Here is a 24931-nt window from a genome sequence, read left to right as displayed (position 1 = left end):
ATGGAACGCAGAGGCCCCGCCCCCACCGCCCGGCCCGGCTCCAACCGGCCGGGCAAGCTGGCGAGCGGCGACAGCAGCCCGACCGAGCTGGTGAAGCGGGCGACCACCGCCTGCGTGCGCGCGCTTTCGGGCGAGCGCGACGTGACGGTGACCTACACCCCGCTCACCTATGCCCAGAACGCCGCCTCGGTGTCGGGCAAGAGCGTGCGCCTGCCGCTGCCGGCGGCCAAGATGACGCCGGACATGGTCACCCGCCTGCGCGGCGTGTCCGACAGCCTGGCCATGCGCCTGCGCCACCACGACGACGGCGTCCACCGCCGCCGTCTGCCGCAGAGCCGCGAGGCGCGCGAGGTCTACGACGCGCTGGAACAGGCGCGGGTGGAGGCTTTGGGCGCGCGCCGGCTGAAGGGCATCGCGCGCAACCTCGGCGGCACCATCGAGCAGCGGCTGTCCGGCGAAGGCTACGGCCAGATCAACGAGCAGAGCCGCATGCCCCTGCACGAGGTCCTGCGCCTCTACGCCCACGAGCGCTTCGGCGCCGTGGAGGCCGGGCCGACCATGCAGCACATGGTCGACATCTGCCGCCCCTACCTGGAGGGCAAGCTCGGCGAGCACCTGCCGAAGCTGCTCGACGTGCTCGGCGACCAGACCGCCTTCGCCGACGAGCTGCGCCGCCTCATCGCCGACCTCGACCTCGAGGAAGACGACATCGAGGAAGTGGAGCGCCGCGAGGAGGAAGAGGACGAATCCTCCGGCGGCAACCAGGAAAAGCCCGAGGAGGGCGAGTCCGAGGAACCGCAGCAGGGCGGCCAGCAGGAGCAGGGCGAGGACGGCATGGACGCCGGCTCCGAGGCGGCGCCCCAGGACCAGGCCGGCGAGGGCGAGTCCGACGACAGCCAGGCCATGATGGCCGGCGAGGGCGAGGGCGCCGAGGAACCGGCCGGCCCGAGCGCCGAACCGGCCCGCCCCAAGCCCGGCCACAACGAGGGCGACCTCCTTCGCTACCACCCCTACACCACCCGCTTCGACCAGGTGGTGGAAGCGACCGACCTGTGCGACCCCGACGAGCTGACGCGCCTGCGCGCCCAGCTCGACAACCAGCTCGCCCACCTGCAGGGCGTGGTGGCGCGCCTCGCCAACCGGCTGCAGCGCAAGCTCATGGCCAAGCAGACGCGGTCGTGGGAGTTCGACCTGGAGGAGGGGATGCTGGACGCCAGCCGCCTCGCCCGCATCGTCGCCAATCCCATGCACAGCCTGTCCTTCAAGATGGAGAAGGATATGGACTTCCGCGACACGGTGGTGACGCTGCTCATCGACAACTCGGGCTCCATGCGCGGCCGCCCCATCGGCGTCGCCGCCATGAGCGCCGACATCCTGGCGCGCACCCTGGAACGCTGCGGCGTGAAGGTGGAGATCCTGGGCTTCACCACCTCGGCCTGGAAGGGCGGCAAGAGCCGCGAGATGTGGGTGGCCGGCGGCAAGCAGCCCAACCCGGGGCGGCTGAACGACCTGCGCCACATCGTCTACAAGAACGCCGACGCGCCGTGGCGCCGCGCCCGCCGCAACCTGGGGCTCATGCTGCGCGAGGGCATCCTGAAGGAGAACATCGACGGCGAGGCCCTGCTGTGGGCCCACAGCCGCCTCGTCTCCCGACCGGAGCAGCGCAAGATCCTCATGGTCATCAGCGATGGTGCGCCGGTGGACGACTCGACGCTGTCGGTGAACCCCGGCAACTACCTGGAGCGCCACCTGCGCGAGGTGATCCAGGCCATCGAGACGGCCTCGCCGGTGGATCTGGTGGCCATCGGCATCGGCCACGACGTGACGCGCTACTACCGCCGCGCCGTGACCATCATGGACGCCGAGGAACTGGGCGGCACGGTGATGCGCCAGCTGACCGACCTGTTCGACGAACCACCCCGCGCCGGTGGCGGCCGCGGCTGGGAACGGGCGGTGATCTGACGGGGGTAGAGGGCGCCTTGGGGCGCTCTCTACGGGCTTGGAATACCTTCCGAATTGTCATGGCCGGGCTTGACCCGGCCATCCACGAGCGTGTCCGCCGGTCGGCGTGGGCGGCGTCCTCCACGGCGGGCGCCGCCCCCTCCGTCACCACCCCCTCAGCACGGCCCCGGCATGACCCAACCGATCTGCCGGCCTGCCGCCGTCGTGGCGGGCCGGGCGGGGCCGCAGCCTTGCGGCGGTGTGTCGCTCAGGCGGGCGAAGACGGGGCCTTCCGGCGGGCTGTCGGCGGGGAGGGGCGTCAGGCGGTCCACCGTCATGCCGGCGGCCGGCGCGAGGCAGTCCCAGCGGCGGCCGTCGGGGCCGCGCAGGTGGACGCCGACCACGCCCTGCCGCACCGGCCAGGCCTGGGTCGCCACGGCCTTCGGCACCTCGGTCGCCGCCAGGCAGGCGGAGACGGCGGGCAGGAAGTCGGGCAGCCACGCCGTCCACACCCAGTCGGCCGGTGGTGTCTCGAACACCGGGGCCGGCGGCGGGTTGTCCAGGCGGGCGGCGAGGCGGGCCGAATACTCGGCGCCGTTGCTCGTCTGGAACGGCGGCTGGTGCCCGCACGACGAGGCGACGGCGCCCAGCACCAGCCCGACCACGGCGGCCAGCGGAAACAGGATGCGGCGGCGGGGTACGTGCATGGTCAGGACCCCGCGGCCTCCTTCGGCTGCGGCAGGCGGACCCAGTCGGGCATCGCCACCCGCACCGGAACACCGTCGGCGGTCAGCGCGGCCTCGCGGTGCTCCAGCCGCACCAGCGCCAGCGCCAGCCCGGCGACCGCCGAGCGCACCTCGCCGGCTTCCTTGCCCTCGGGGGTCTGGAGCAGCGTGCCGGCGGCGAGGGTGTGGCCGTCCTCCACCGTCACCGGCAGCAGGCGTTTCTTCGCCAGCGCGCGGTACTTCATGCGGGCCGTCAGCTCCTGGCCGATGTAGCAGCCCTTCTTGAAGTCGACGCCGCCCAGTTCCTCGAAGCCCGATTCGAGCAGCAGACCCTTCTCCACCTCGATGTCGCGGCTGCCGTCGGGCAGGCCGAGGCGCAGGCGCAGGGCGTCCCACGCGCTCCGCTCGGCCGGTTCGCCGAACAGGTCGCCGAGGATGCCGGCCGCCCCTTCGGTCGGGACGATCACCCGCAGCGGTGCCTCGGGCATCCGCGGGTCGGCGAAGGCGAGGCCCTCGCCGCCGGGCAGGGGAAGGACGGCGCCGGCGGTGGTCTCCGGCAGGCCGACTCGGGCAGCGGCGCCCGGCCCCCAGGCGGCGGCGACCTCCCAGCCCTCTACCACGGCGATCTGCACCTTGGCGCGCAGGCGGTAGCGCGACAGGCGGGTCTTGAGGTCGTCCAGGCGGGCCTGCTCGGCCTCCAGGTAGAGGGTGTCGTCCTTCTCGAACACGAAGAACTCGTGCAGGAACTTGCCCTGGGGGGTCAGCAGCGCCGCCCACACGGCGCGGTCGGGCGCCACCTTGCCGAGGTCGTTGGTGACGAGCCCCTGGAGAAAGGTGCGGCGATCCTCGCCGGCGACCGACACGAGGCCGCGGTGTTCCAGGATCGTGTAACGGGTTTCGGCCATGGCCTTCCCTTCGTGGCGAACGGATGAATGGTCTGCCGCCCAAGGTGGCGCCATGGGCGCGGCTTGGCAAGGTCCGTGGCCCGCCCTATAAAGACCGCTCCCAACCGCAGGGCGCGCATGAAGATCTGCCTGTTCGACGACTCGGTCCCGTTCGATGCCTGGACGCCCGCCCGCAAGCCGCTGGGCGGCGCCGAGAAGGCCTTCGCCCTGCTGCCCGGTCCGCTGGCCGGGCGCGGGCACGAGGTGCACGTCTACAACCGCTGCCAGTATTCCATGCCCATCGAGGCGGCGCGCTGGCACAACCCCGATGCGCCGCGGCCCGCGGAGGCCGACGCCCTGATCGCCTTCCGCCGCCCGTCGCTGCTGGAAAGCGTGCGGCGTGTCGACCGTCGCCTGCTGTGGGTGACGGCGGCGCCCGAGTACCTGACGAAGAAGCCCGCCCGCGAGTACCTGGAGGCCCTGCGTCCGACCCTGGTGTTCATCGGCCAGGCCCAGAAGGCGCGGGCCGAGGGCGAGGGCGTCGTGGTGCGCCCCGGCGTCGCCGCCGTCTACCACAAGGAGCGGCCGGCGACGGAGGCCGACGCCCCGGCCGGTCCGCCGCGGGCGGTGGTGACGACGCACCCGGGCCACGGCCTCGACTGGCTGCTCGACCTGTGGGTGGAGGAAGTCCGACCGCAGGTGCCCGAGGCCCAGCTCGACATCTATTCCATGAGCCTGCACAAAGCGATGATCGACCCCGAGGCGGCACCGGCGGAGCTGAAGCCCCTGGTCGTCCGCTGCCTGACGGCGCAGGACCACGGCGTCGCGGTGCTGGAGCCGCTCGGCGACGACGGCATGGCGCGGGCCTACCGCACGGCGCGCGTCCACCTCTACCCCGGTCACCCCGACGACATGGCGTGCTGGACCCTGGCCGAGAGCCAGGCCGCCGGCTGTCCGGCCGTGGCGCGCGGATTCCCGGCGGTGGCGGAGCGCGTCGACAACGGCCAGACCGGCTATCTGGTGCCCGACGGCAGCGCCTTCGCGAACGTCACCGTCGAGCTGCTGACCAACGACGGCATGTACGACAGCCTGTCGCAGGCCGCCCGCGCGCCGCAGCGCCGCCGCACCTGGGCGGCGGCGGCGGCCGAGGTCGACAGCCTGCTGCGGGGGCAGCGGGGATGACCAGGCGCCTGCTGTTCATCGGGCCGACGCGCATCGGCGACGCCGTCCTGTCCACCGGCATCCTCAACCACCTCATCGCCAGCGAGCCCGACTTGCGGGTCACCGTCGCCTGCGGGCCGCTGGCGGCGCCCCTGTTCGCGGCGGCGGTGAACCTCGACCGCCTGATCCCCATGCCAAAGCGCAAGCGGGCCGGGCACTGGATCTCGCTGTGGCGGCAGGTGGTCGGCACGCGCTGGCACCGGGTGGTGGACCTGCGGCGCTCGGCCATGCCCTGGCTGGTGCTGACGAGCCACATCCACACGGTGCCTGCCGACCGCGCCATCCACCGCGTCGCGCTCAACGCCGAGGCCATCGGCTGCGGCGATGCACCGCCGGCGCCGGTGGTATGGACCATGCCGCGCCACCACCGCCTGGCGGAAAGCCTCATCCCCGGCGACGAGCCGGTGCTCGGCATCGGCCCGGCGGCCAACTGGGCCGGCAAGACCTGGCCCATCGACCGCTGGCCGGCCCTGGTTGAGCGCCTGACCGGCCCGGGCGGCGCGCTGCCGGGCGCCCGCATCGCCGTGTTCGGCGCACCGGGCGAGCGCGAGGTCATCGCACCGCTGCTCGCCGCCCTGCCGGCGGAGCGCACGCTCGATCTGGTGGGGGCGGCCGACCTGCTCACCATCGCCGCGGCGCTGGAGCGCTGCCGCCTGTTCGTCGGCAACGACAGCGCCCTCATGCACATGGCCGCCGCCATGGGTACGCTGACGGTCGGCCTGTTCGGCCCGACCGACGACCGCCGCTACGGCCCCTGGGGTCCGCGCACGGCGGTGGCGCGCACGCCGCGCTCCTACGACGAGTGGCAGGTGTTCATGCAGCAGCCCGAGTTCGACCACCGCACCACCGGCACCCTCATGGACAGCCTGGAGGTCGACGCGGTGGAGGCCGCCGCGCGCGCCCTGTGGCGGGAGTGCGCGCCGTGACCGCCGTCTCCGCCCTGGTGGTGGCCCACAACGAGGAAGCCCGCCTGCGCGCCTGCCTCGAAAAGCTGACCTTCGCCGACGAGATCGTCGTGGTGCTCGACAAGTGCACCGACGGCACCAAGGCCATCGCCGCCGAGTTCACCGACCGGCTGGTGGAGGGCTCGTGGGACCTGGAAGGCCCGCGCCGCAACACCGGCATCGCCGCCTGCGCCGGGCCGTGGGTGCTGGAGATCGACGCCGACGAGCACGTGACGCCCGATCTGGCCGCCGAGATCCGCCGCACCGTCGCCGAGTCGGCGTGGGACTGGCACGAGCTGCCGGTGGACAACTTCATCGGCGGCCGGCTGGTGCGCCACGGCTGGGGCGGCTCGTTCGGCAAGTCGGCCTATCCGGGGCTGTTCCGCAAGGGCGTGAAGACCTGGGGGCCGCAGCGCGTCCACCCGGCGCTGACCTGGGCCGACGGCGCCCGCAAGGGGCCGCGCCTGGCGCACCCGGTGCTGCACTACGTCGACCGCGACATCTCCGACATGGTGCGGCGGCTCGACGCCTATTCCACCGCCAAGGCGCGCGACCTGCGCGACGCGGGGGAGACCTGGGGGTCGACGGCCAGCAACGTGCGGCGGCTCGTGTCGCGGTTCTGGAAGTGCTACGTGTCGCGCAAGGGCTACCGCGAGGGCGGCTACGGGCTGCTCATCGCCCTGTTCGCCGGCCTCTACCCGCTGCTGTCGCACCTGAAGGCGACGCTGGAGCGGGAATAGGGGCGGCTGGCGGACCACGGGTGGACCGGCCGGGACAATTTCGGACGACATTCCAACCCCTTGTCATGCCCGGACTTGATCCGGGCATCCACGGCTCCACGATCGGCCGCCGTGGAGAACGGAGCCCGGCGGTTGACGTCAGGGACGCCGTGGATGGCCGGGTCGAGCCCGGCCATGACAATTTCTGACGGTATCTCAAAGACCTAGCTGTCATGGCGCCGGGCATCCACGGCTCCACCAACGGCCGCCGTGGAGGGCGTCGTCCCTCACGCCTCCTGTTTCGCCTTCAGGCGGGAGGCGTAGCCGCGGATGGTTTCCACCATGCTGACCAGGCCGTTGCGGCGGTTGGGGCTGATGTGGTTTTCCAGTTCCAGGCGGGTCATCATCGCCTTGGGGTCGACGGATAGAATCTCTTCGGCCGTGCGGTCGCTGTAGATCTGCAGCAGGATCGCGATCAGCCCCTTCACGATGTGGGCGTCCGAGTCGCCGCGGAAGCGCAGGCGGGCCGGCGCGTCGTCGGTCACCTCGGGCTTGATCCACACCTGGCTCATGCAGCCGGTCACCTTGGTTTCCGGCGATTTCTCGGCGTCGGGCAGGGCGTCCATGCGGCGGCCGAGGTCGACGATGTAGGCGTACTTGTCCTCCCACTCGTCGAAGAGCGCGAAGTTGTCGGCCAGTTCCTCGATGGTGTCCTGCGGCGTGCCCGCCATGATGTCCCTCCACATGCGGCGCCCCGGCGGGCGCCCCTCGTCGTCGGTGTGTTCGGTCGCGTGGCCCCAACATGAGGAATAACGGGCAACCGCTCAAGGCGGTCGCCGCGTTTGACCTTGAAATGGGACCCGCATGGTCCTATTAAAAAGGGACCAGATCGGTCTGGAATTCAAGCCCGGCCGTAGAGACACCGAAACCACTGCCGAAGCAAGGCCAAGCCGCATGTTCCGCATCAACCGCATGACCGACTACGCCGTCGTGATGCTGGTCGACATGGCCCGCAAGCGACAGGTGCGCGCGGCCCAGCAGATCGCCGCGGAAACCGGCGTGCCGCTGCCGACGGTGGCGAAGCTTCTGAAGACCCTGGCGCGCGACGGGCTCGTGACCTCCGTCCGCGGTGCCGGCGGCGGCTATACCCTCGGGCGCGAGCCGGCGGGGATCACGGTGGCCGACATGATCCAGGCGGTGGAGGGGCCGATCGCGCTCACCTCCTGCGTGGACGAGGCCGACGACGAATGCGGGATCGAGGCCCTGTGCCCCATGCACGGCCATTGGTCCACGGTGAATACTGCCGTGCGCACGGCGCTGTCGACGGTGAGCCTGGCCGACATGGCCAAGGACCAGCCGATGTTCGGCGTGCCCGCGCAATAAGGCGCAAGCGATACGCAAGCGGAAGGATTGACGCCATGGCGGCGACAGACAAGACCGTTCAGACCGTGCGCGAAATGGAGCGCTACAAGTACGGCTTCGAGACCGACATCGAGGTCGAGACGGCGCCCAAGGGCCTGAACGAGGACATCATCCGCTTCATCTCCGCCAAGAAGGAGGAGCCGGAGTGGCTGCTCGAATGGCGGCTGAAGGCCTATCGCCTGTGGCTGACCATGGAAGAGCCCAAGTGGCAGAAGGTCCACTATCCGCCCATCGACTACCAGGACGCCTACTACTACGCCGCGCCCAAGAAGGCCGACGGGCCGAAGTCGCTGGACGAGGTCGACCCCAAGCTGCTCGAGACCTATGCCAAGCTCGGCATTCCCATCAAGGAGCAGGAGATCCTGGCCGGCGTCGAGAACCCGAACGTGGCGGTGGACGCCGTGTTCGATTCGGTCTCCGTCGCCACCACCTACCGCAAGAAGCTGGAAGAGAAGGGCGTCATCTTCTGCGCCATCTCCGAGGCGGTAAAGAACCACCCGGATCTGGTGAGGAAGTACCTCGGCAGCGTCGTGCCGCCGTCGGACAACTACTTTGCCTGCCTCAACTCGGCGGTCTTCACCGACGGCAGCTTCGTCTACATCCCCAAAGGCGTGCGCTGCCCCATGGAGCTGTCGACCTACTTCCGCATCAACCAGAAGAACACCGGCCAGTTCGAGCGCACGCTCATCGTCTCCGACGACGACAGCTACGTCAGCTACCTGGAAGGCTGCACGGCGCCGCAGCGCGACGAGAACCAGCTGCACGCCGCGGTGGTCGAGCTGGTGGCGCTGGAAAACGCCGAGATCAAGTACTCGACGGTGCAGAACTGGTACCCGGGCGACGAGAACGGCAAGGGCGGCGTCTACAACTTCGTCACCAAGCGCGCCGCCTGCCGCGGCAAGAAGTCCAAGGTGATGTGGACGCAGGTGGAGACCGGCTCGGCCATTACGTGGAAGTACCCGAGCTGCATCCTGCAGGGCGAGGGGTCGGTGGGCGAGTTCTATTCCGTCGCCATCACCAATAACTACCAGCAGGCCGATACCGGCACCAAAATGATCCACATCGGCAAGAACACCAGCTCGAAGATCGTCTCCAAGGGCATCTCGGCCGGCCATGCCGACCAGACCTACCGCGGCCTCGTGCGCATCCTGGCCGGGGCGGAGGGCGCCCGCAACTTCACCCAGTGCGACAGCCTGCTCATCGGCGACCAGTGCGGCGCCCATACCGTGCCGTACATCGAGAGCAAGAACCCCTCGGCCAAGCTGGAGCACGAGGCGACCACCAGCCGCATCAGCGACGACCAGATGTTCTATTGCCAGTCGCGCGGCCTCAACGCCGAAGAGGCGGTCGGCCTCATCGTCAACGGCTTCTGCAAGGAGGTCCTGCAGACCCTGCCCATGGAATTCGCCGTGGAAGCGCAGAAGCTGGTGAACATTTCGCTCGAAGGCAGCGTCGGCTGAGGCCGCAGAATTCAGGGACCATCATCATGCCGCTCATCGAAATCCAGGACCTGCACGCCACCGTCGACGGCAAGGAGATCATCAAGGGTCTCAGCCTGACCATCAATCCGGGCGAGGTGCATGCCCTCATGGGCCCCAACGGCGCCGGCAAGTCGACGCTGTCCAACGTCATCGCCGGCCGCGAGGGCTACGAGGTGACGGGCGGCCGGGTGCTGTTCGACGGTCGCGACATCGCCGACATGGAAGCCGACGAGCGCGCCACGGCCGGCATCTTCCTCGCCTTCCAGTACCCGGTGGAAATCCCCGGCGTCGCCACCACGACCTTCCTGAAGGCCGCCATGAACGCCAAGCGGCGCGCCCACGGCGAAGGCGAGATCGACGCCATGCAGTTCCTCAAGCTGCTGCGCGCCCAGCAGAAGGAGCTCGACATCCCCGACGAGATGATCAAGCGCCCGGTCAACATGGGATATTCCGGGGGCGAAAAGAAGCGCGCCGAGGCCTTGCAGATGGCCATGCTGCAGCCGCGCTTCTGCATCCTCGACGAAACCGACTCGGGCCTCGACATCGACGCGCTGAAGGTCGTGTCCGACGGCGTCAACAAGCTGCGCACGGCCGAGCGCGGGTTCCTCGTCATCACCCACTATCAGCGCCTGCTGAACTACATCGTGCCCGACTTCGTCCACGTCTTCGCCGGCGGCCGCATCGTCAAGAGCGGCGGCAAGGAACTGGCGCTGGAGCTGGAAGAAAAAGGCTACGCCGAGTTCGCCGAGCAGGCCGCGTAACGGAGATCGCATCACGATGGCCGAAACGCAGAGCCTGACCACCGCCGCGACCGGGTCCGTCCCGGCCCCCTTCGCCGCCCTGCTGGAGCGCGCGCCCGATACCCTGCCGGGCGGCCGCATCGACTGGGTGCGCAAGGCCCGCGAGGAGGGTGCCAAGCTGTTCCTCGCCCACGGCGTGCCGACCGTGAAGGTGGAGCAGTGGAAGTACACCAACCTCCGCGCCCTGCTGAAGATCCCCTTCCAGGTGGCCGACGGCGCCGCCGCCCTGGGCCTCACCGACCTGCCGGCGGGCGACGCCCTGACGGTGGACGCCCACGTGCTGGTCTTCGTCAACGGTCGTTTCGCTCCCGAACTGTCCGACCTGGAGGCCCTGCCGGCCGCCATTCGCGTCGATAGCCTGGCGAAGCTGCTGGAGACCGAGCCGCATCTGGTGGAGCCGTGGTTCGGCCGCCTTGCCGATGCCGGCACGCTGCCCTTTGCGGCGCTCAACCAGGCCGGGCTGCTCGACGGCTTCGCCGTGCGGGTGCGTGAAGGGGCGATGATCGAGCGCCCGGTGCACATCGTGCAGGTGAGCGCCGCCGAGGGCGCGCCGACGGTCCACCAGCCGCGCAACCTCATCGTCCTGGAAGCCGGCGCCAGCGCCACCGTGCTGGAAAGCTGGATCGGCGCGACCCACGCCGATGGCCCGCAGACGCTGCGCAACAGCGTCACCGAGGTCTACGTCGCGCCGCGCGCCAACCTGCGCCACTGCATCCTGCAGAACCTGCCGGAGACGGCCTATTCCATCGCCGCCACGGCGGCCAAGGTGGAGGAAGGCGCGGTCTACGACAGCTTCGTGCTGCAGATCGGCGGCAAACTCAGCCGCCATGACCTGCGGGTGGAGATGGCCGGCGAGCATGCCGAGGCGCACCTGAACGGGGCCTACGGCGCCATGGGCGACCAGCTGATGGACACCACCAGCTACATCGACCACGCCGTGCCGTGCTGCACCTCCAACGAGGTCTACAAGGGCGTGCTGGCCGATACGGCCAAGGGCGTCTTCCAGGGCAAGATCCTGGTGCGGCGCCCGGCCCAGAAGACCGACGGCAACCAGTTGCACAAGGCCCTGCTGCTCGACCGCGGCGCCGAGGTGAACTGCAAGCCGGAACTGGAAATCTACGCCGACGACGTGAAGTGCAGCCACGGCGCCACCGCCGGCGAGATGGACGCCACGGCGCTGTTCTACCTGCGCTCGCGCGGCATCGACCCGCAGACGGCCCGCGCCCTGCTCATCGAGGGGTTCCTCGACGACGTGGTCGACCGCATCGCGTCGGAGAGCCTGCGCCAGGCCTTCGCCGACATGATCCACGTCTGGCAGGATCGCCGGCTCGCCGCCGCATCCCGCAGCGCCGCGTGACAGAGAGGGACACCATGACGTCGTCTGCGAATGCAGTTGAACAGCGGACCGCTTCCGGAACGACCGCGCCGGCGCATGCCGCGGCCATCGCGCCCGAGGCCGACGGCTTCGACGTGGCGGCGGTGCGCAAGGACTTCCCCATCCTCGCCCGCGAGATCCGCGGCAAGTCGCTGGTCTACCTCGACTCCGGCGCCTCGGCGCAGAAGCCGCAGGCGGTCATCGACGCCATGGACAGCCTCTATCTGGAGGACTACGCCAACGTCCACCGCGGCGCCTATACCCTGTCGGAGCGGGCCACCACCCGCTACGAAGACAGCCGCGAGAAGGCGCGCGTGTTCCTGAACGCCCGCTCGACCCGCGAGGTCATCATCACCAAGGGCGCGACGGAGGCCATCAATCTGGTCGCCGCCACCTACGGACGCAGGTTCCTGACGGAAGGCGACGAGATCATCATTTCGGAGCTGGAACATCACTCCAACATCGTGCCGTGGCAGATGCTGCGCGACGAGAAGGGGCTGGTGCTGAAGGTGGTGCCCATCACCGACGACGGCGGCTTCGACATGGCCGCCTTCGACCGCCTGCTGACCGACCGCACCAAGATCGTTTCGGTGGCGCACGTATCCAACGTGCTCGGCACCGTGCTGCCCATCGCCGAGATCACCCGCAAGGCCCACGCGGCCGGCGCCAAGGTGGTGATCGACGGCTGCCAGGGCGCGGTGCACATCCCGGTGGACGTGCAGGCGCTCGACGTCGACTTCTACGCCTTCTCCGGCCACAAGCTCTACGGCCCGACCGGCGTCGGCATCCTCTACGGCAAGGAAGAGCTGCTCGACGCCATGCCGCCCTACCAGGGCGGCGGCGACATGATCGCCAAGGTGACGTTCCAGGAAACCACCTGGGCCGAGCTGCCGGCCAAGTTCGAGGCGGGCACGCCGCCCATCGCCCAGGCGGTGGGGCTGGGGGCTGCCATCGACTACGTCACCGGCCTCGGCCTCGACCGCATCGCCCGGCACGAGCACGACCTGCTCAACTACGCCCAGCAGCAGCTGGCCAGCGTCGAGGGCCTGACCCTGTTCGGCACCACGCCCGGCAAGGCGGCGGTGATGAGCTTCACGCTCGACTGCGCCCACCCGCACGACATCGCCACCATCCTGGACCAGTCGGCGGTGTGCATCCGTGCCGGCCACCACTGCGCCCAGCCGGTGATGGAGCGCTTCGGTGTGCCCGCCATGGGCCGCGCTTCGCTCGGCCTCTACAACACCCGCGACGACGTCGACCGCCTCATCAAGGCGCTGGAGACCGTCCGCCGCATCTTCGCCTGACCCCCGACGGGACAAGAGGTATTCGACCATGTCCGTGATGCGACCCCCGATGATCGCGCCCGAACCGCCGCCGCCCGACGGCGACCTGTCGGCCGAGGCCGGTTCCAAGCTGCCCGAAGGCATCCAGCCGGCCACCGACGAGCGGTTGGTGGAAGCCCTGCGCACGGTCTACGACCCCGAGATTCCGGTGAACATCTACGATCTCGGCCTGATCTACGAACTGGACCGCAAGCCCGACGGCGACGTGCGCATCGTCATGACGCTGACCGCGCCGGCCTGCCCGGTGGCCGGCGAGATGCCGGGCGACGTGGCCGAGGCGGTCGCGGCGGTGGACGGCGTCGGCAAGGTCTTCGTCGAGCTGACGTGGGAACCGCCGTGGACGCCCGACCGCATGAGCGACGAGGCCAAGATCGCCCTGGACATGTTCTGACGTCCTCCCGATATCAGGGCGAACGAGACGCATTCGAGAAGTTTGGAGGTTCGTGCGAATGGCTGCCCCCCAGGTGCTGACCTTGACCGAAGCCGCGGCGGCGCGGGTGAAAGCCCTCATCGCCAAGTCGGACAAGCCGGTGGAAGGCCTGCGCGTCGGCATCAAGACGCGCGGCTGCTCCGGCATGTCCTACGTGGTGGAATACGCCGAGGAGAAAAAGCCCTTCGAAGACGTGGTCGAGGACAAGGGCGTGAAGATCTTCGTCGATCCCTCGGCGCTCATGTTCATCCTGGGCTCGGAAATGGACTACCAGGAAGGCAAGATGCAGTCCGGGTTCGTCTTCACCAATCCGAACGAGACGGCGCGCTGCGGCTGCGGCGAAAGCTTCTCCGTCGGCGGCTGACGCCCCGGCGCACCGACATGCGGTCGACGGCCGGCCCTGGCGACGGGGCCGGCCGTCGCCGTTTCAGGCGGCGCCGACCTGGGCGGAGGCCAGCTTCTCGGGGGCCTGCTTGGCCTCCTTCTTCAGCTGGGCGATGAGCGTGCTGATGTCGTCGATGGAGCTGGGGGCGTGGCCGGCGGGAATGCGCACGATGGCGGCGGAGGCCGACAGCAGCGGCATCTGGCGCACCGCGCCCTCGCGGTTCTTGGCCACGATGTAGCCGCGGTGGCGCGCTTCCTCGTCGTAGAAGCTCTCGACGTCCAGCCGGAACCGCTCGATGGCGGCGCGCACGCGGGTTTCGGCGTCGGCGAATTCGAAGTTGCGGAAGGCGGCGAAGAAGTCGTCGCCGCCGACGTGGCCGATGAACACGTCCTGCTTGGGCAGGTCGGAGCGCATGATGTCGGCGAACAGGGTGATGGCGCGGTCGCCCTGGCGGAAGCCGTACTTGTCGTTGAACGGCTTGAAGTTGTCGAAGTCGATGTAGGCGATGGTGTACGCCGCCTCGGCTTCGGCCAGTGCCCGGCCCAGGTACTCGTTGATGAGGTTGTTGCCGGGCAGCTTGGTCAGCGGGTTCTGGTCGCGCGCCAGCGCCAGGTTCTTTTCCGAGATGACGCGCAGCAGCGAGCGGGCGGAGAGGAAGCCGACGTACTTGTTGTCGTCGACGATGATGATGCCTTCGCTCTCGTCCTTGGCGGCGCTGAACACCTCCAGGATCGTCTCGGCCTTGGTGTTGATGTCGGCCACCGGGCACTTCCATACGAAGTCGCGCAGCTTGCGGCCGAAGGCCTTGTTGCTCATCAGCTCCTTGCCGTAGAGCGAGTAGGTGTAGTCCTTGAGGTCCAGCTCGCGGATGATGCCGAGCGGCTCGTGATGCTCGTCCACCACCGGGAAGAAGGTGGAGGTCTTGTCCTGGCGGAAGCGGTCGAACACGGCGGTCATGTCGACGCCGTAGACCAGCGGCTGAATGGCCTCGATCCACTGGGCGATGAGCTTCTGGTCACCGGCGGCGGTGCGGCGGTCTTGCGCGGCGAGGTCCTGCACCTGCGGGTAGACGGGCAGCAGGCGCTCGGGCTCCAGCGTCGGGCGCTGCACCAGCCAGCCCTGCACCAGGTCGATGCCGATGTCCTTGCAGATGTAGTATTCCTTCTCCGTCTCCACGCCCTCGGCGACGACCAGGATGCCGAGCAGGTGGGCGACGTTGACCATGTGGCTGAGGAACAGCTTCTTGCGGCTGTCGCCGCCGATGTCCTCGATGAAGAAGCGGTCGATCTTGATGTATTCCGGCTGCGCGAAATACAGCAGCGGCAGGCCGGAGTAGCCGGCGCCGAAGTCGTCCACGGCGATCTTGCCGCACATGCGGCGCAGCGCGGCGATGGCGTCGCGGCCCTCGGACGTGGCGTAGATCTGGTGGCGCTCGCTGATCTCCAGGATGACGCTCGATTCGCCGACGCCGTTGGCCTGCATCACGGCGTGCAGCGCCTTGTCGAAGCGCACCACGTGCGCCAGCGTGCGGCCGTCGACGTTGAGGAACAGCTTGATGTCGCGGGTGTGGGGCAGTCCGCCGAGCTTGCGCATGGCCTTGTCGGCCAGCAGGACTTCCATCTCCATCAGCACGCCGTCGGCGGCGCAGGCGTCGAGGAAGGCGGCGATGTCGTCGAAGCCGGCCGCGTCGGTGCCGCGCACCAACGCCTCGTACCCCAGGCAGCGGCCGGTGTGGATGTTGACCACCGGCTGCAGCGCCATGTCGAGCAGTTGGGCGATGGACAGCCAGCGCGGCGGCAGCACCACCGGCGAATCCTTGGAGAAGGTCGGCCGATAGTGGCTGTCGCGCTGCGGCTGGGTGGCCTCGCGCACCTGGACTGAGCCGATGATCAAGCGAGCCTCCGGTTCCCGAAGAACAGTCGACACACGGTCGACCACGATCTACATCCATCACCAGAGGTAGCACCGTCAACGGATGTGCGGCCGAGACATAAAAATTTCACGTGGGTGAAAGTGGATTTGCGTTTGCTGCTCCGCTTCCGTTCAACTTCGGCGATCCACGCCATGACTGCCAACAGGGGTTTTTCACTGTGAGCATGCGAAAGCGCCCGCGCCGGGCATCTGCGAAGCCGTCGCGTCCGGCGGCCCCGGTGGAGGTGACGGTGACGGAGGTGGGGGCTCGGGGCGACGGGCTGGCGAACCTGGACGATCGTCCGCTCTACGTGCCGCTCACCCTGGCCGGCGAGCGGGTGCGGGTGCGTCCCGGCGAGGCGCGCGGCGACGGCCGGGTGGCGGTGCTGGACGCCGTGCTGACCCCGGCGGCGGAGCGGGTGGAGGCGCCGTGCCCCCACTTCGGCACCTGCGGCGGCTGCCAGTTGCAGCACATGGCGCCGGCGGCGCTGGCGGCGTGGAAGCGCGACCTGGTGGCGCAGGCCCTCGGCCGCCGCGGCCTCACCGACGTGCCGGTGGCGGAGACGGTGAGCATCGCCCCCGGCAGCCGCCGCCGGGCCACCTTCGCGCTCGCCGGCTCGGGCCGCGGCCTGACGCTCGGCTTCAATGCCCGCGCCAGCCACCGCGTCGTCGCCATCGACACCTGTCTGCTGCCGGAGCCCGCTCTGTGGGCGCTGGTGGAGCCGCTGCGCAGCCTGCTCGTGAGCCTGCCGACGCCCGGCAAGGGCGGCGACGTGACGGTGACGCTGACCGACAGCGGCGCCGACGTGGTGATCGACCTCGCCGCCGACCCCGATCTGGCGGGACGGGAGCGGCTGGCCGCCTTCGCCGCCGACCACGACCTCGCCCGCCTGTCCCTGCGCGTCGCCGGGGCCTCGCCGGAGGTCGCCGCCGAGCGCCGCCTGCCGCAGGTGCGCCTGGGGGATGCCCTGGTGCCGCTGCCGGCGGGCGGCTTCCTGCAGCCGAGCCGGGCCGGCGAGGCGGCGCTGGTGAGCCGTGTGCTGGAGGCGGTGGCGACGGCACCTGCCGGGCCGGTCGCCGACCTGTTCGGCGGCATCGGCACCTTCGCCCTGCCGCTGCACGCGAGCGGCCGCGCCGTGCACGTGGTGGAAGGCGCGCGGCCGGCGGTGGGCGCGGTGGCGGGGCTCGCGCGGGCTGGACTGACGGCGGAGGCGCGCGACCTGTTCGACAAGCCGCTGGTGGGCAAGGAGCTGAAGCGCTTCGCCGCCGTGGTGTTCGATCCGCCGCGCGCCGGCGCCGCCGCCCAGGCCGCCGCGCTGGCCGAGGACGGGCCGGGGGTGGTGGTCGCCGTCTCCTGCGCGCCGGCCACCTTCGCCCGCGACGCCCGCCTGCTGGTGGACGGCGGCTATCGCATGGAGAGCGTCGTGCCGGTCGACCAGTTCCCGTGGTCGGCCCATGTGGAGGTGGTGGCGGTGTTCCGGCGCTGAGGCTTCCGCGAGGCGTGACGGCCGTCACTCCGGGGCGTGTCGCCGTCGCCACAGGGGGCGGGAAACCATGCTCCGGACCGGCCGAAAGATGTGGAGGCGGCCGATCCGCACGGGTGATAATCGACGTGTTCGATCAACCTGTTCGGAGGTTGGTGCCATGCACATCGAGTCGTCGCCGCCGTCTGCTCCGCTCACGCCCGTGCTCTATGTGCAGCGGGATGAAACCGGGCGTTGGGTCGTCCGCCGCGAGGGCGAGCCCCACGCCCGGCGGTTCACCGACCGCAAGGCCGCCGCCCGCTTCGCCCGCGAGACCGGCGAGGCCGCCGGCGGCTACCGCCTGTTCCTGGAGTTGGCCGACGGTCGACTGCTGTGCGAGATGTTGAACGTCGCGCACTGACGCGACGTGCTGGCGTCTCTCGCGCGAAGGTCGTTTTCTTCTCTCATGTCTCTGGTAGGATGGTCGTGGGGCGCGCAATGCCTGCGCGACCGATCAACTGGGGAACATGGGGGGAAGCGATCATGTCGCTGAACGGAACGCAGTTGCGCAAGGTGCTGGAGCAGGACGCGGCCAAGGATCTCGGCCGCAAGCTCAAGAACGGCATCGCGGTGTCGCCCGAGGAGGCGAAGTCCAAGATCACCCGCGCCATCGAGGCGGCCTTCCCCGGCGAGAGCCGGACGACGGAATCCAATGTCGATCAGGTCGCCAAGCACATCGACGTGGTGCTGAAGATCAAGCGCCCCGACGAAGAGGACGAGGCGGAAGTCGACACCGGCAAGGCCGCCAAGGACGCGATGGAAGAGATCCGGGGCCGCGACGCCAAGATGGCGCAGGCCGTGCGCATGGTCTTCAAGGAGACGGCCAACGGCCGCTCCGCGCCCGGCACGACGGGCATCAAGCACATCCACGTCGGCGGCAACGCCAAGCTGAACCTGCTGTTCAAGGGCAAGGTGGTGCTCGGCATCGTCAACGGCCACATGGACCGCAATATGGCGCCCACCGTGGCGTCCGAGGCAGAGAAGGTCGCCGGTCGCGCCCGCCAGACCACCGTCGACGTCGAAGTCGAGGGCAACGAGGTCCGCAAGGGGTAGTCTGATCGTCTGCGCTCTGTCGCGACCGCGCCAGAGCTGCGTTCAGGTGCCACGCAGGCTCCCGCGCCTGACCGGCGCGGGGGCGCGGTCGCGCCCCTGACCGCGGCGGTCCGATCGCGGTCGATCGGATCGCGCTTAAGCCGTCGGACACGGCGCCGCCCCCTCCGTTTGCAGGGAGAAGCGGGCGGCGCCGACCGGCACCCTGGGCTCCTCGGGATTTCAGATCATCGAAGGGGTCCGGCCATGGTCGCCGTTCCGCATGTCCACTCCGGGCGCCGCACGCCCGTCTTCCACGTCGTCAGCGACGCCGCCACCGCCGACGGCGACGAGGCCCGCCGCTGGGTGGTCCGCCGCGAGGGCGACCAGCGCATCCACCGCTTCGCCGACCGCCGCACCGCCGCCGACTTCGCCCGTGGCCTCGGCCGGGCGGCCGGCGCCTACCGCCTGTTCCTCGAACTGCGCGACGGCCGCATGATGTGCGAGATGCTGAACGTCGCGTCGTGACCGCGCCCCTGTCGCACGGCAGGCGCCGTCCGCGGGCGGCTCTCCCATCATCGTCACACCGCCGGGCACCGGGCCCGGCGGCGATGACAGGGAAGGGAGAATGCGATGCCTCCTCGGGGCACCATCGTCCGCGCGGCGCGGCGCGAGATCCTCGGCCGCGACGCCGACTTGGCGCAGGCGCTGACCGCCGTCTTCAACCGCACGGCCGAAGGGCGCGAGGGTCCGCAGCAGGGCCTGCGCCACCTGCACATCGGCGCCCAGGGCACCATGAACCTCGTGTTCGTGGCGGCGACCGGCCTCGTGCTCGGGGTGGTGGACGGGCACATGGACACCGCCATGAGCCAGACCGTGCGCAACCAGGTCGCCCGCGTCTGCGGCCGCGACCGCACCGACACCGTGACGGTGGACGTCACCGACAGCGACGTCACCGAAGTGCCGTGACCGGCCGCCGCGCCGGGCGCCTCAGAAGCGTCCGGCGCGGTAGTCGTCGACGGCCTGGATCAGTTCGTCGCGGGTGTTCATGACGAAGGGGCCGTACTTGGCGATGGGCTCGCGCAGCGGCCGCCCGGCGACCACCAGCAGGCGGGCGCCCGCCTCGGCATCGGCGGCGGCGCGCAGGCCGCCGCCGTCGTCCAGCACCGCCAGCCAGCCGTCGTGCACCCGCTCGCCGGCCTCGGCCGGGCCGAGGGTGACGCTGCCCTGGAAGGGGTGGACGAAAGCCGCGTGACCGTCGGGCACCGGAATGTCCGCCACGGCACCGGGCGCCAGCGCCACGTCGACGATGAAGGGCTGCGTCGGGCGTTCGGGCGCCGGGCCGCGGGCGTCGTCCCACGCACCGGCGATCACCACGACCTCGACGCCGTCCGCCGGCGACAGGCGGGCGAGGTCGGCGGCCGGGATGTCGCGGTACCAGGGCTCGCGCATCTTCTCCGCCGCCGGCAGGTTGAGCCAAAGCTGGAAGCCGAACAGCAGGCCGTCGGTCTGCTCGGGCATCTCGGAATGCTCGATGCCGCGCCCGGCGGTCATCCACTGCACGCCGCCGTCGGTGATGAGGCCCTCGTGCCCGTGGTTGTCGCGGTGGCGCATGCGCCCCTGCACCAGATAGGTCACGGTCTCGAAGCCGCGGTGCGGGTGCGGCGGAAAGCCGGCGATATAGGCGCGCGGATCGTCGCTGTGGATGCGGTCGAGCATGAGCAGCGGGTCGAGGTCCGGCAGGCGCGGCTGGCCGACCAGGCGGGTGAGCTTCACGCCGGCGCCGTCCTCCGCCGGCATGCCGGGCACGACTCGGGCGACGGTGCGGGAGCGGGGGAGGGCGGCGACGGTCATGGCGGGGCTCCTGTTCTCTTCTGTCGCCGCAAGATGGCGCCGCGCGCCACCGGCGAAAAGGGGCCGGTGCGGAAACGATCTGTTGCGGCTTGACCGCCGCCCGGGCCGGGCGGAAAAGGAAGGCGAGGGGATCGCGGAGGGGAAAGCCGATCATGAAGAACAGCATCGCGGCCGGGCTGCTGGCCGCCGGCGTGGCGACGCAGGCACCGGCCGCGCAGGAGGTGCCGCCGCCGTCGTGCGACACCATGGCGACCACCGTCGAGATGGTGGAATGCGCGTCGTGGGAGCTGGACGTCGCCGACCGCTGGCTCAACCAGATCTACGCGATCCTGCGCGACGAGCGGGACGACCAGGGCAAGGCGCTGCTGCGCGACGCCCAGCGCGCCTGGATCGCCATGCGCGACGCCACCTGCGCCTACGAGGCCGACGAGATGCGCGGCGGCACCATGGCGCCGCTGGTCGACATCGCCTGCCGCACGCAGCTGACGCGCGACCGCGCCCGTCTGCTCGGCGCCCCGCTGGAGGGCAGCGACCCGCCGCGCTTCATCGCCGACGACGGCGGCCGCCAGGTGGGCGCCTTCGCCTGCGACGGTCAGCTCACCGAGGCGCGCCTCGGGCTCGCCGCCCGGGAAGGGGCGGTGCCGGTGGAGGTGCAGCTCATGGTCGGCACCGGCTTCCTCACCTGGCCCATCGACCCGACGCGGCAGGACGCCGTGTGCGAGCCCGACGTCAGCCTGAGCCTCGCGGTCAACCCGGAGGACCCCGAGTGTCCGGCGCTGGTGGTCCAGGACACCGCCTGCGACGGCATCCTGGTCTACTGGAACGGCAGCGAGTTCGTGACGCAGCGGAACTGAGGCGGGAGCGGGGACGGACCCCGCCGCCTCAGCTGCGGGCCCACAGCTCGCGGATGCTGCTGCCGAACAGGGCGCGGCAGTCCACGGCGGCGCTCGGCGGCGCGCCGGTGCGCTCGGCGACGGCCCAGCAGTCGTAGGCGGCCTGGGCGGTGGCGGCCTCGCGCGGCAGCAGGGCGCCGGCGTTGTTGGCGAGCGCGATGCGCAGGGCCGCCTCGGCGCGGTGCAGGTCGGGCGTCATCGGTGCCTCGGGCTCGGGCAGGGCGCCGGTGCCGGCGGCGGCGGCCTTGGCCTGGAACACCTCGGCCGGCTGGCCCTGCGCCGATTCGGCGAGCACCGTATAGGCCTGGGCGAGCGCTTCCGGCAGCGCCGCGGCGGTGACGCCGGGCAGGGTGCCGGTGGCGACGGCGGCGGGGGTCACAGCGGCGGCGGCGGTGGGTTCGGGCGCCTTGTCTTCGCCGGCGCAAGCGGCGAGCGTCAGCAGGAGCGCGACGGGGAGAAGGCGGCGCGGCATCGTCGTCACGGTGGTGCGTTTCCTCTGGGTGGTCGGTACGGCGGCAGCATGGCCTGCGATCGTGCACAAATCATGGCAGGCATGCCGCCGCCGTGGTTTCGGTGAAACGGGGGCGCGCTGCCGCCCTCAGCGGGCGGCGGCGATTTCCTGGCCCAGCCGTCCGCCCTCAACGGGCGGCGGCGATTTCCTGAATGGTATCACGGAACAGGCGCGGGCAATCGATGGGCACCGGCTGGGCGGCCGAGCGCGCGTCGTTGGCCCAGCAGTCGTAGGCGGCCTGGGCGGTCGCCACGCGCACCGGCATGGCCTCGCGGTAGCCGAGGGCGGCCATCAGGTCGCCACGGGCGGCGGCCAGGGTGTCGGTGGGCGCCGGCTCCGGCTCGGGCAGGGCGGAGGTCGCGACCAGCGTCTGCTTGTTGCGGAAGAACACGGCGTCCTGGGGCGAACCGGCGCGGTCCTCGAACTGCGCCATGGCGCCGTAGGCCTCGATCAGCGCCTCCGGGAAGCTGGGGCCTGCGGCGGCCTGCGGCGCGGTCGTCGTGGGGGCGGATGCGCCGGGTGTCGCCGTGCCGACGGCGTCGGTGCTGGCGGTGTCGGGCGCGCAGGCGGCGAGCAGGGCGACGGTGGCGAGGGCGGCTGCGGGTGCCGTGAAGCGCATGGGGCGGCTCCTTCCTCCTGGTGAGTGGACGGGCAGTATACCCGTCTGCTCAACGGTCGGCAGGCGCTGAAGTGGCAGGATGGCCCTGCATCCGCACGCGCCGCAGGGGCATGTTGCGCTTTGCGCCGGGGGCGGGACGCCTTATATACGCGGCCATGCTGGAGACCCGTGCCATGACCGACGCCGCCCTCACCGCCGCCGACCAGACCAACGCCGTCACCGACGACGGCATCGAGAAGCTGCCGCTGCAGGCCAGCGACGCCGCCACGCGCGCCGCCATCGCCGCCGACCACGGCAAGCGCGACCTCGTCGGCCTGAGCCGCGAGGAACTGGGCGTCGCGCTGGCCGAACTGGGCGAGAAGCCGTTCCGCGTCAAGCAGGTCTGGCAGTGGATCTACAACCGCGGCGTCACCGATTTCGCGGCCATGTCGAACCTGTCCAAGGACCTGCGGACGAAGCTCGACGAGCACTTCGTCATCCGCCGCCCGACCAGGCAGGTGGAGCAGACCAGCGAGGACGGCACCCGCAAGTGGCTCATGCGCTTCGCCGACGGCAAGGAGGCGGAGACCGTCTACATCCCCGACGTAGAAGAGACGCGCGGCTCGGTGTGCATCTCGAGCCAGGTGGGCTGCACCCTGACCTGCAAGTTCTGCCACACCGGCACCCAGCTGCTGGTGCGCAACCTGTCGGCGGCGGAGATCGTCGGCCAGTTCATGCTGGCGCGCGACTCCTACGGCGAGTGGCCGAGCCCGACCGACGAGAGCCGCAAGCTTTCGAACATCGTCATGATGGGCATGGGCGAGCCGCTCTACAATTACGACAACGTGGTGAAGGCGCTGAAGATCCTGGTGGACGGCGACGGCATCGCCCTGTCGCGCCGGCGCATCACCCTGTCGACCTCGGGCGTGGTGCCGGAGATGTACCGCCTCGGCGCCGACATCAACGTGAACCTCGCCGTGTCGCTGCACGCCGCGACCGACGAGGTCCGCAGCCGCATCATGCCCATCAACAAGAAGTACCCGCTGGCGGAGCTGATGAAGGCCTGCCGCGAGTATCCGGGCGTCTCCAACGCGCGGCGCATCACCTTCGAATACGTCATGCTGAAGGACGTCAACGACAGCGACGCCGACGTGCGCGAGCTGGCGCGGCTGGTGAAGGGCATCCCCTGCAAGTTCAACCTGATCCCCTTCAACGCTTGGCCCGGCTCCGCCTTCGAGGTCAGCTCGTGGAACCGCATCCGCCGGTTCTCCGACATGCTGGCGGACGAGGGCTACACGGCGCCCATCCGCATGCCGCGCGGCCGCGACATCCTGGCCGCCTGCGGCCAGCTGAAGTCGGCCAGCGAGCGCGAGCGCAAGTCGCTGCTGAAGGCGCGCCTGGAAGCCGGCATCGCCGACGATCCCCACGGCTGAGGCCGGGGGTGGAGCGGCCGCCGGCGCAGCCGCCCGGTTGCTTGACCAGGCGCCTCGGTTCCGCCCATACTTGCTTCGTAAGCCCCGGACCCGCCTCTGCCTTCTGGTATGCGCCCGGGGCTCAGCTTTTGCAGCAGGATGTCCAGCAACAAGGGGCGGCACCCGGTGGTGCCGCCCCTTCCGTCATGTCAGCGATGCTGGGGCTCAGCCGCGCGCCATCTTGCCCAGGCGCAGGCGCAGGGCGTTGAGGCGGATGAAGCCGTTGGCGTCGTACTGGTCGTAGACGGTGTCTTCCTCGAACGTCACGTAGTCCATGCGGTAGAGCGAGTTCGGCGACTGGCGGCCGACCACGATCACGTTGCCCTTGTAGAGCTTCAGGCGCACGACGCCGTTGACGTTCTTCTGGGTCTGGTCGATGGCCGCCTGCAGCATCAGGCGCTCCGGCGCGAACCAGAAACCGTTGTAGATCAGTTCCGCGTAGCGCGGCATCAGTTCGTCCTTGAGGTGGGCTTCCTCGCGGTCGAGCGTGATGCTCTCCATGGCGCGGTGGGCGGTCAGCAGGATGGTGCCGCCCGGGGTCTCGTAGACGCCGCGCGACTTCATGCCGATGAAACGGTTCTCCACCAGGTCGAGGCGGCCGATGCCGTGCTTGCCGCCCAGCTCGTTCAGCTTGGTGAGCAGCGCCGCCGGCGACAGCTTCTCGCCGTTCACGGCGACGGCGTCACCTTGGCTGAACTCGACTTCGATGTATTCCGCCTTGTCCGGCGCCTGCTCGGGGCTGACGGTCAGGCGGAACATGTCCTCGTCGGGCTCGACCCAGGGGTCTTCCAGCGCCTTGCCCTCGTAGGAGATGTGCATGAGGTTGGCGTCCATGGAATAGGGCGCCTCGCCGTGCTTGTCCTTGGGGATGGGGATCTGGTGGTCCTGGGCGTACTGGATCAGCTTGGTGCGGCTGTTCAGGTCCCACTCGCGCCACGGCGCGATGACCTTGATGTCGGGCTTCAGCGCATAGGCCGTCAGCTCGAAGCGCACCTGGTCGTTGCCCTTGCCGGTGGCGCCGTGGGAGATGGCGTCGGCGCCGGTGGCCTCGGCGATCTCGATCAGGCGCTTGCCGATGAGCGGGCGGGCGATGGAGGTGCCGAGCAGGTAGACGCCCTCGTACTGGGTGTTCGCCCGGAACATGGGGAACACGAAGTCGCGGACGAATTCCTCGCGCAGGTCCTCGATGTAGATTTCCTTGATGCCGAGCATCTCGGCCTTCTTGCGGGCGGGTTCCAGCTCCTCGCCCTGGCCGATGTCGGCCGTGAAGGTGACCACCTCGCAGCGATACTCTTCCTGCAGCCAGCGCAGGATGATGGAGGTGTCGAGGCCGCCCGAATAGGCCAGCACGACCTTCTTCACGTCGCCCTTCTTCATGATGATGCGCCCTTGAACCGTAGGTGTGGGAATTGGCGAAGGGCGCAGTATAGGCGAAGACGGAAGGCGCACAAGGGCCGCGCGCGGCCCTGC

Annotated in this window: 26 protein-coding genes; 18 read left to right on the top strand and 8 right to left on the bottom strand. The window is 70.2% G+C overall.

Going from position 1 to position 24931, the window contains the following annotated elements; all coding sequences use genetic code 11:
- Positions 1-1962 carry a cobaltochelatase subunit CobT gene (cobT, locus tag CRP50_RS12815; RefSeq protein ID WP_097279565.1) on the top strand — a complete coding sequence of 654 codons (1962 nt, stop codon included), beginning with the start codon at positions 1-3 and terminating at the stop codon, positions 1960-1962.
- Positions 1963-2117: 155 nt separating this feature from the next.
- Here the strand turns inward: cobT and CRP50_RS12810 are convergent, their stop codons facing one another.
- Together CRP50_RS12810 and CRP50_RS12805 are read right to left on the bottom strand one after the other, a co-directional pair.
- Positions 2118-2648 (bottom strand): hypothetical protein, encoded by a 531-nt coding sequence (locus CRP50_RS12810; protein ID WP_097279564.1) that lies wholly within the window; start codon positions 2646-2648, stop codon positions 2118-2120.
- Positions 2649-2650: 2 nt separating this feature from the next.
- Entirely contained in the window at positions 2651-3571 is a 921-nt protein-coding gene (locus CRP50_RS12805) for a YgfZ/GcvT domain-containing protein (protein ID WP_097279563.1), read from the bottom strand.
- A gap of 117 nt (positions 3572-3688) precedes the next feature.
- Between CRP50_RS12805 and CRP50_RS12800 the strand changes: the two genes are divergently transcribed.
- From CRP50_RS12800 to CRP50_RS12790, 3 genes are read left to right on the top strand one after another with little or no spacing between them, the layout of a single operon-like run.
- Positions 3689-4732 carry a glycosyltransferase gene (locus tag CRP50_RS12800; RefSeq protein WP_101613998.1) on the top strand — a complete coding sequence of 348 codons (1044 nt, stop codon included), beginning with the start codon at positions 3689-3691 and terminating at the stop codon, positions 4730-4732.
- Positions 4729-5697 (top strand): glycosyltransferase family 9 protein, encoded by a 969-nt coding sequence (locus tag CRP50_RS12795; protein ID WP_097279561.1) that lies wholly within the window; start codon positions 4729-4731, stop codon positions 5695-5697. Before CRP50_RS12800 ends, CRP50_RS12795 begins: the two co-directional genes overlap by 4 nt.
- Positions 5694-6455 (top strand): glycosyltransferase family 2 protein, encoded by a 762-nt coding sequence (locus tag CRP50_RS12790; RefSeq protein WP_097279781.1) that lies wholly within the window; start codon positions 5694-5696, stop codon positions 6453-6455. Before CRP50_RS12795 ends, CRP50_RS12790 begins: the two co-directional genes overlap by 4 nt.
- Before the next feature lie 266 nt (positions 6456-6721).
- Here CRP50_RS12790 and CRP50_RS12785 read toward each other — a convergent pair whose 3' ends face one another.
- The gene (locus CRP50_RS12785) at positions 6722-7165 is read right to left on the bottom strand and encodes a SufE family protein (RefSeq protein ID WP_097279560.1); all 444 of its coding nucleotides are present in this window, start codon (positions 7163-7165) and stop codon (positions 6722-6724) included.
- A 223-nt stretch (positions 7166-7388) separates the two neighbouring features.
- On the opposite strand from CRP50_RS12785, the gene CRP50_RS12780 reads away from it, so the two are divergent.
- Genes CRP50_RS12780 through CRP50_RS12750 form a run of 7 tightly spaced genes read left to right on the top strand, consistent with a single transcriptional unit; the run spans position 7389 to position 13649 of the window.
- Positions 7389-7817: an SUF system Fe-S cluster assembly regulator gene (locus CRP50_RS12780; RefSeq protein ID WP_097279559.1), complete on the top strand. Its 429-nt coding sequence runs from the start codon at positions 7389-7391 to the stop codon at positions 7815-7817.
- A 35-nt stretch (positions 7818-7852) separates the two neighbouring features.
- Positions 7853-9316 carry a Fe-S cluster assembly protein SufB gene (gene sufB, locus CRP50_RS12775; protein WP_097279558.1) on the top strand — a complete coding sequence of 488 codons (1464 nt, stop codon included), beginning with the start codon at positions 7853-7855 and terminating at the stop codon, positions 9314-9316.
- A 26-nt stretch (positions 9317-9342) separates the two neighbouring features.
- Positions 9343-10098, top strand: a complete 756-nt coding sequence (sufC, locus tag CRP50_RS12770) for a Fe-S cluster assembly ATPase SufC (RefSeq protein ID WP_097279557.1) — start codon at positions 9343-9345, stop codon at positions 10096-10098.
- A gap of 16 nt (positions 10099-10114) precedes the next feature.
- Positions 10115-11494: a Fe-S cluster assembly protein SufD gene (gene sufD, locus CRP50_RS12765; RefSeq protein ID WP_097279556.1), complete on the top strand. Its 1380-nt coding sequence runs from the start codon at positions 10115-10117 to the stop codon at positions 11492-11494.
- Positions 11495-11508: 14 nt separating this feature from the next.
- Complete coding sequence (locus CRP50_RS12760) at positions 11509-12816, top strand: cysteine desulfurase (RefSeq protein WP_097279555.1); 1308 nt, start codon at positions 11509-11511, stop codon at positions 12814-12816.
- A gap of 37 nt (positions 12817-12853) precedes the next feature.
- Positions 12854-13246 carry an SUF system Fe-S cluster assembly protein gene (locus CRP50_RS12755; RefSeq protein WP_245913482.1) on the top strand — a complete coding sequence of 131 codons (393 nt, stop codon included), beginning with the start codon at positions 12854-12856 and terminating at the stop codon, positions 13244-13246.
- A 58-nt stretch (positions 13247-13304) separates the two neighbouring features.
- A complete protein-coding gene (locus CRP50_RS12750) occupies positions 13305-13649 on the top strand; it encodes a HesB/IscA family protein (protein WP_097279553.1) in 345 nt (114 codons plus the stop codon).
- 63 nt (positions 13650-13712) lie between these two features.
- Here CRP50_RS12750 and CRP50_RS12745 read toward each other — a convergent pair whose 3' ends face one another.
- Positions 13713-15563: a bifunctional diguanylate cyclase/phosphodiesterase gene (locus CRP50_RS12745; RefSeq protein WP_245913464.1), complete on the bottom strand. Its 1851-nt coding sequence runs from the start codon at positions 15561-15563 to the stop codon at positions 13713-13715.
- A 203-nt stretch (positions 15564-15766) separates the two neighbouring features.
- Here CRP50_RS12745 and CRP50_RS12740 point away from each other — a divergent pair, with 203 nt between their 5' ends.
- The 5 genes from CRP50_RS12740 to CRP50_RS12720 all read left to right on the top strand — a co-directional run bounded on the left by CRP50_RS12740 (position 15767) and on the right by CRP50_RS12720 (position 19102).
- Positions 15767-17068: a class I SAM-dependent RNA methyltransferase gene (locus CRP50_RS12740; RefSeq protein WP_097279552.1), complete on the top strand. Its 1302-nt coding sequence runs from the start codon at positions 15767-15769 to the stop codon at positions 17066-17068.
- 157 nt (positions 17069-17225) lie between these two features.
- The gene (locus tag CRP50_RS12735) at positions 17226-17465 is read left to right on the top strand and encodes a hypothetical protein (RefSeq protein ID WP_097279551.1); all 240 of its coding nucleotides are present in this window, start codon (positions 17226-17228) and stop codon (positions 17463-17465) included.
- A 122-nt stretch (positions 17466-17587) separates the two neighbouring features.
- The gene (locus CRP50_RS12730; RefSeq protein WP_097279550.1) at positions 17588-18157 is read left to right on the top strand and encodes a hypothetical protein; all 570 of its coding nucleotides are present in this window, start codon (positions 17588-17590) and stop codon (positions 18155-18157) included.
- 243 nt (positions 18158-18400) lie between these two features.
- Positions 18401-18661, top strand: coding sequence for a DUF2188 domain-containing protein (locus CRP50_RS12725; RefSeq protein WP_097279549.1), 261 nt, complete (start codon positions 18401-18403; stop codon positions 18659-18661).
- Between the two features lie 105 nt (positions 18662-18766).
- Positions 18767-19102 (top strand): hypothetical protein, encoded by a 336-nt coding sequence (locus tag CRP50_RS12720; RefSeq protein WP_097279548.1) that lies wholly within the window; start codon positions 18767-18769, stop codon positions 19100-19102.
- Positions 19103-19123: 21 nt separating this feature from the next.
- Here the strand turns inward: CRP50_RS12720 and CRP50_RS12715 are convergent, their stop codons facing one another.
- Entirely contained in the window at positions 19124-19987 is an 864-nt protein-coding gene (locus tag CRP50_RS12715; protein ID WP_097279547.1) for a pirin family protein, read from the bottom strand.
- 152 nt (positions 19988-20139) lie between these two features.
- On the opposite strand from CRP50_RS12715, the gene CRP50_RS12710 reads away from it, so the two are divergent.
- Entirely contained in the window at positions 20140-20841 is a 702-nt protein-coding gene (locus CRP50_RS12710) for a lysozyme inhibitor LprI family protein (RefSeq protein ID WP_097279546.1), read from the top strand.
- A gap of 28 nt (positions 20842-20869) precedes the next feature.
- Here CRP50_RS12710 and CRP50_RS12705 read toward each other — a convergent pair whose 3' ends face one another.
- Both CRP50_RS12705 and CRP50_RS12700 read right to left on the bottom strand, forming a co-directional pair.
- Positions 20870-21361: a hypothetical protein gene (locus tag CRP50_RS12705; RefSeq protein WP_141415128.1), complete on the bottom strand. Its 492-nt coding sequence runs from the start codon at positions 21359-21361 to the stop codon at positions 20870-20872.
- A gap of 157 nt (positions 21362-21518) precedes the next feature.
- A complete protein-coding gene (locus tag CRP50_RS12700) occupies positions 21519-22010 on the bottom strand; it encodes a hypothetical protein (RefSeq protein ID WP_097279544.1) in 492 nt (163 codons plus the stop codon).
- Between the two features lie 173 nt (positions 22011-22183).
- Between CRP50_RS12700 and rlmN the strand changes: the two genes are divergently transcribed.
- Entirely contained in the window at positions 22184-23422 is a 1239-nt protein-coding gene (rlmN, locus tag CRP50_RS12695) for a 23S rRNA (adenine(2503)-C(2))-methyltransferase RlmN (RefSeq protein ID WP_097279779.1), read from the top strand.
- Between the two features lie 204 nt (positions 23423-23626).
- On the opposite strand, the gene CRP50_RS12690 is transcribed toward rlmN, so the two are convergent.
- Positions 23627-24838 (bottom strand): argininosuccinate synthase, encoded by a 1212-nt coding sequence (locus tag CRP50_RS12690; protein ID WP_097279543.1) that lies wholly within the window; start codon positions 24836-24838, stop codon positions 23627-23629.
- Positions 24839-24931: the final 93 nt, after the last annotated feature.

Origin of the sequence: Caenispirillum bisanense (assembly GCF_900230255.1) — a bacterium.
Classification (GTDB): Bacteria; Pseudomonadota; Alphaproteobacteria; order Rhodospirillales; family Rhodospirillaceae; genus Caenispirillum; species Caenispirillum bisanense_A.
The sequence above is the reverse complement of the archived record's forward strand: the minus strand, read 5'-3'. Positions and strand labels throughout refer to the sequence as shown.

Bases quoted from the DNA above. Each gene is read 5' to 3' on its own strand.
- cobT (WP_097279565.1), top strand. From the start codon at position 1: ATGGAACGCAGAGGCCCCGCCCCCACCGCCCGGCCCGGCTCCAACCGG.
- CRP50_RS12810 (WP_097279564.1), bottom strand. From the start codon at position 2,648: ATGCACGTACCCCGCCGCCGCATCCTGTTTCCGCTGGCCGCCGTGGTC.
- CRP50_RS12805 (WP_097279563.1), bottom strand. From the start codon at position 3,571: ATGGCCGAAACCCGTTACACGATCCTGGAACACCGCGGCCTCGTGTCG.
- CRP50_RS12800 (WP_101613998.1), top strand. From the start codon at position 3,689: ATGAAGATCTGCCTGTTCGACGACTCGGTCCCGTTCGATGCCTGGACG.
- CRP50_RS12795 (WP_097279561.1), top strand. From the start codon at position 4,729: ATGACCAGGCGCCTGCTGTTCATCGGGCCGACGCGCATCGGCGACGCC.
- CRP50_RS12785 (WP_097279560.1), bottom strand. From the start codon at position 7,165: ATGGCGGGCACGCCGCAGGACACCATCGAGGAACTGGCCGACAACTTC.
- CRP50_RS12780 (WP_097279559.1), top strand. From the start codon at position 7,389: ATGTTCCGCATCAACCGCATGACCGACTACGCCGTCGTGATGCTGGTC.
- sufB (WP_097279558.1), top strand. From the start codon at position 7,853: ATGGCGGCGACAGACAAGACCGTTCAGACCGTGCGCGAAATGGAGCGC.
- sufC (WP_097279557.1), top strand. From the start codon at position 9,343: ATGCCGCTCATCGAAATCCAGGACCTGCACGCCACCGTCGACGGCAAG.
- sufD (WP_097279556.1), top strand. From the start codon at position 10,115: ATGGCCGAAACGCAGAGCCTGACCACCGCCGCGACCGGGTCCGTCCCG.
- CRP50_RS12760 (WP_097279555.1), top strand. From the start codon at position 11,509: ATGACGTCGTCTGCGAATGCAGTTGAACAGCGGACCGCTTCCGGAACG.
- CRP50_RS12755 (WP_245913482.1), top strand. From the start codon at position 12,854: ATGCGACCCCCGATGATCGCGCCCGAACCGCCGCCGCCCGACGGCGAC.
- CRP50_RS12750 (WP_097279553.1), top strand. From the start codon at position 13,305: ATGGCTGCCCCCCAGGTGCTGACCTTGACCGAAGCCGCGGCGGCGCGG.
- CRP50_RS12740 (WP_097279552.1), top strand. From the start codon at position 15,767: ATGCGAAAGCGCCCGCGCCGGGCATCTGCGAAGCCGTCGCGTCCGGCG.
- CRP50_RS12735 (WP_097279551.1), top strand. From the start codon at position 17,226: ATGCACATCGAGTCGTCGCCGCCGTCTGCTCCGCTCACGCCCGTGCTC.
- CRP50_RS12730 (WP_097279550.1), top strand. From the start codon at position 17,588: ATGTCGCTGAACGGAACGCAGTTGCGCAAGGTGCTGGAGCAGGACGCG.
- CRP50_RS12725 (WP_097279549.1), top strand. From the start codon at position 18,401: ATGGTCGCCGTTCCGCATGTCCACTCCGGGCGCCGCACGCCCGTCTTC.
- CRP50_RS12720 (WP_097279548.1), top strand. From the start codon at position 18,767: ATGCCTCCTCGGGGCACCATCGTCCGCGCGGCGCGGCGCGAGATCCTC.
- CRP50_RS12715 (WP_097279547.1), bottom strand. From the start codon at position 19,987: ATGACCGTCGCCGCCCTCCCCCGCTCCCGCACCGTCGCCCGAGTCGTG.
- CRP50_RS12710 (WP_097279546.1), top strand. From the start codon at position 20,140: ATGAAGAACAGCATCGCGGCCGGGCTGCTGGCCGCCGGCGTGGCGACG.
- CRP50_RS12700 (WP_097279544.1), bottom strand. From the start codon at position 22,010: ATGCGCTTCACGGCACCCGCAGCCGCCCTCGCCACCGTCGCCCTGCTC.
- rlmN (WP_097279779.1), top strand. From the start codon at position 22,184: ATGACCGACGCCGCCCTCACCGCCGCCGACCAGACCAACGCCGTCACC.
- CRP50_RS12690 (WP_097279543.1), bottom strand. From the start codon at position 24,838: ATGAAGAAGGGCGACGTGAAGAAGGTCGTGCTGGCCTATTCGGGCGGC.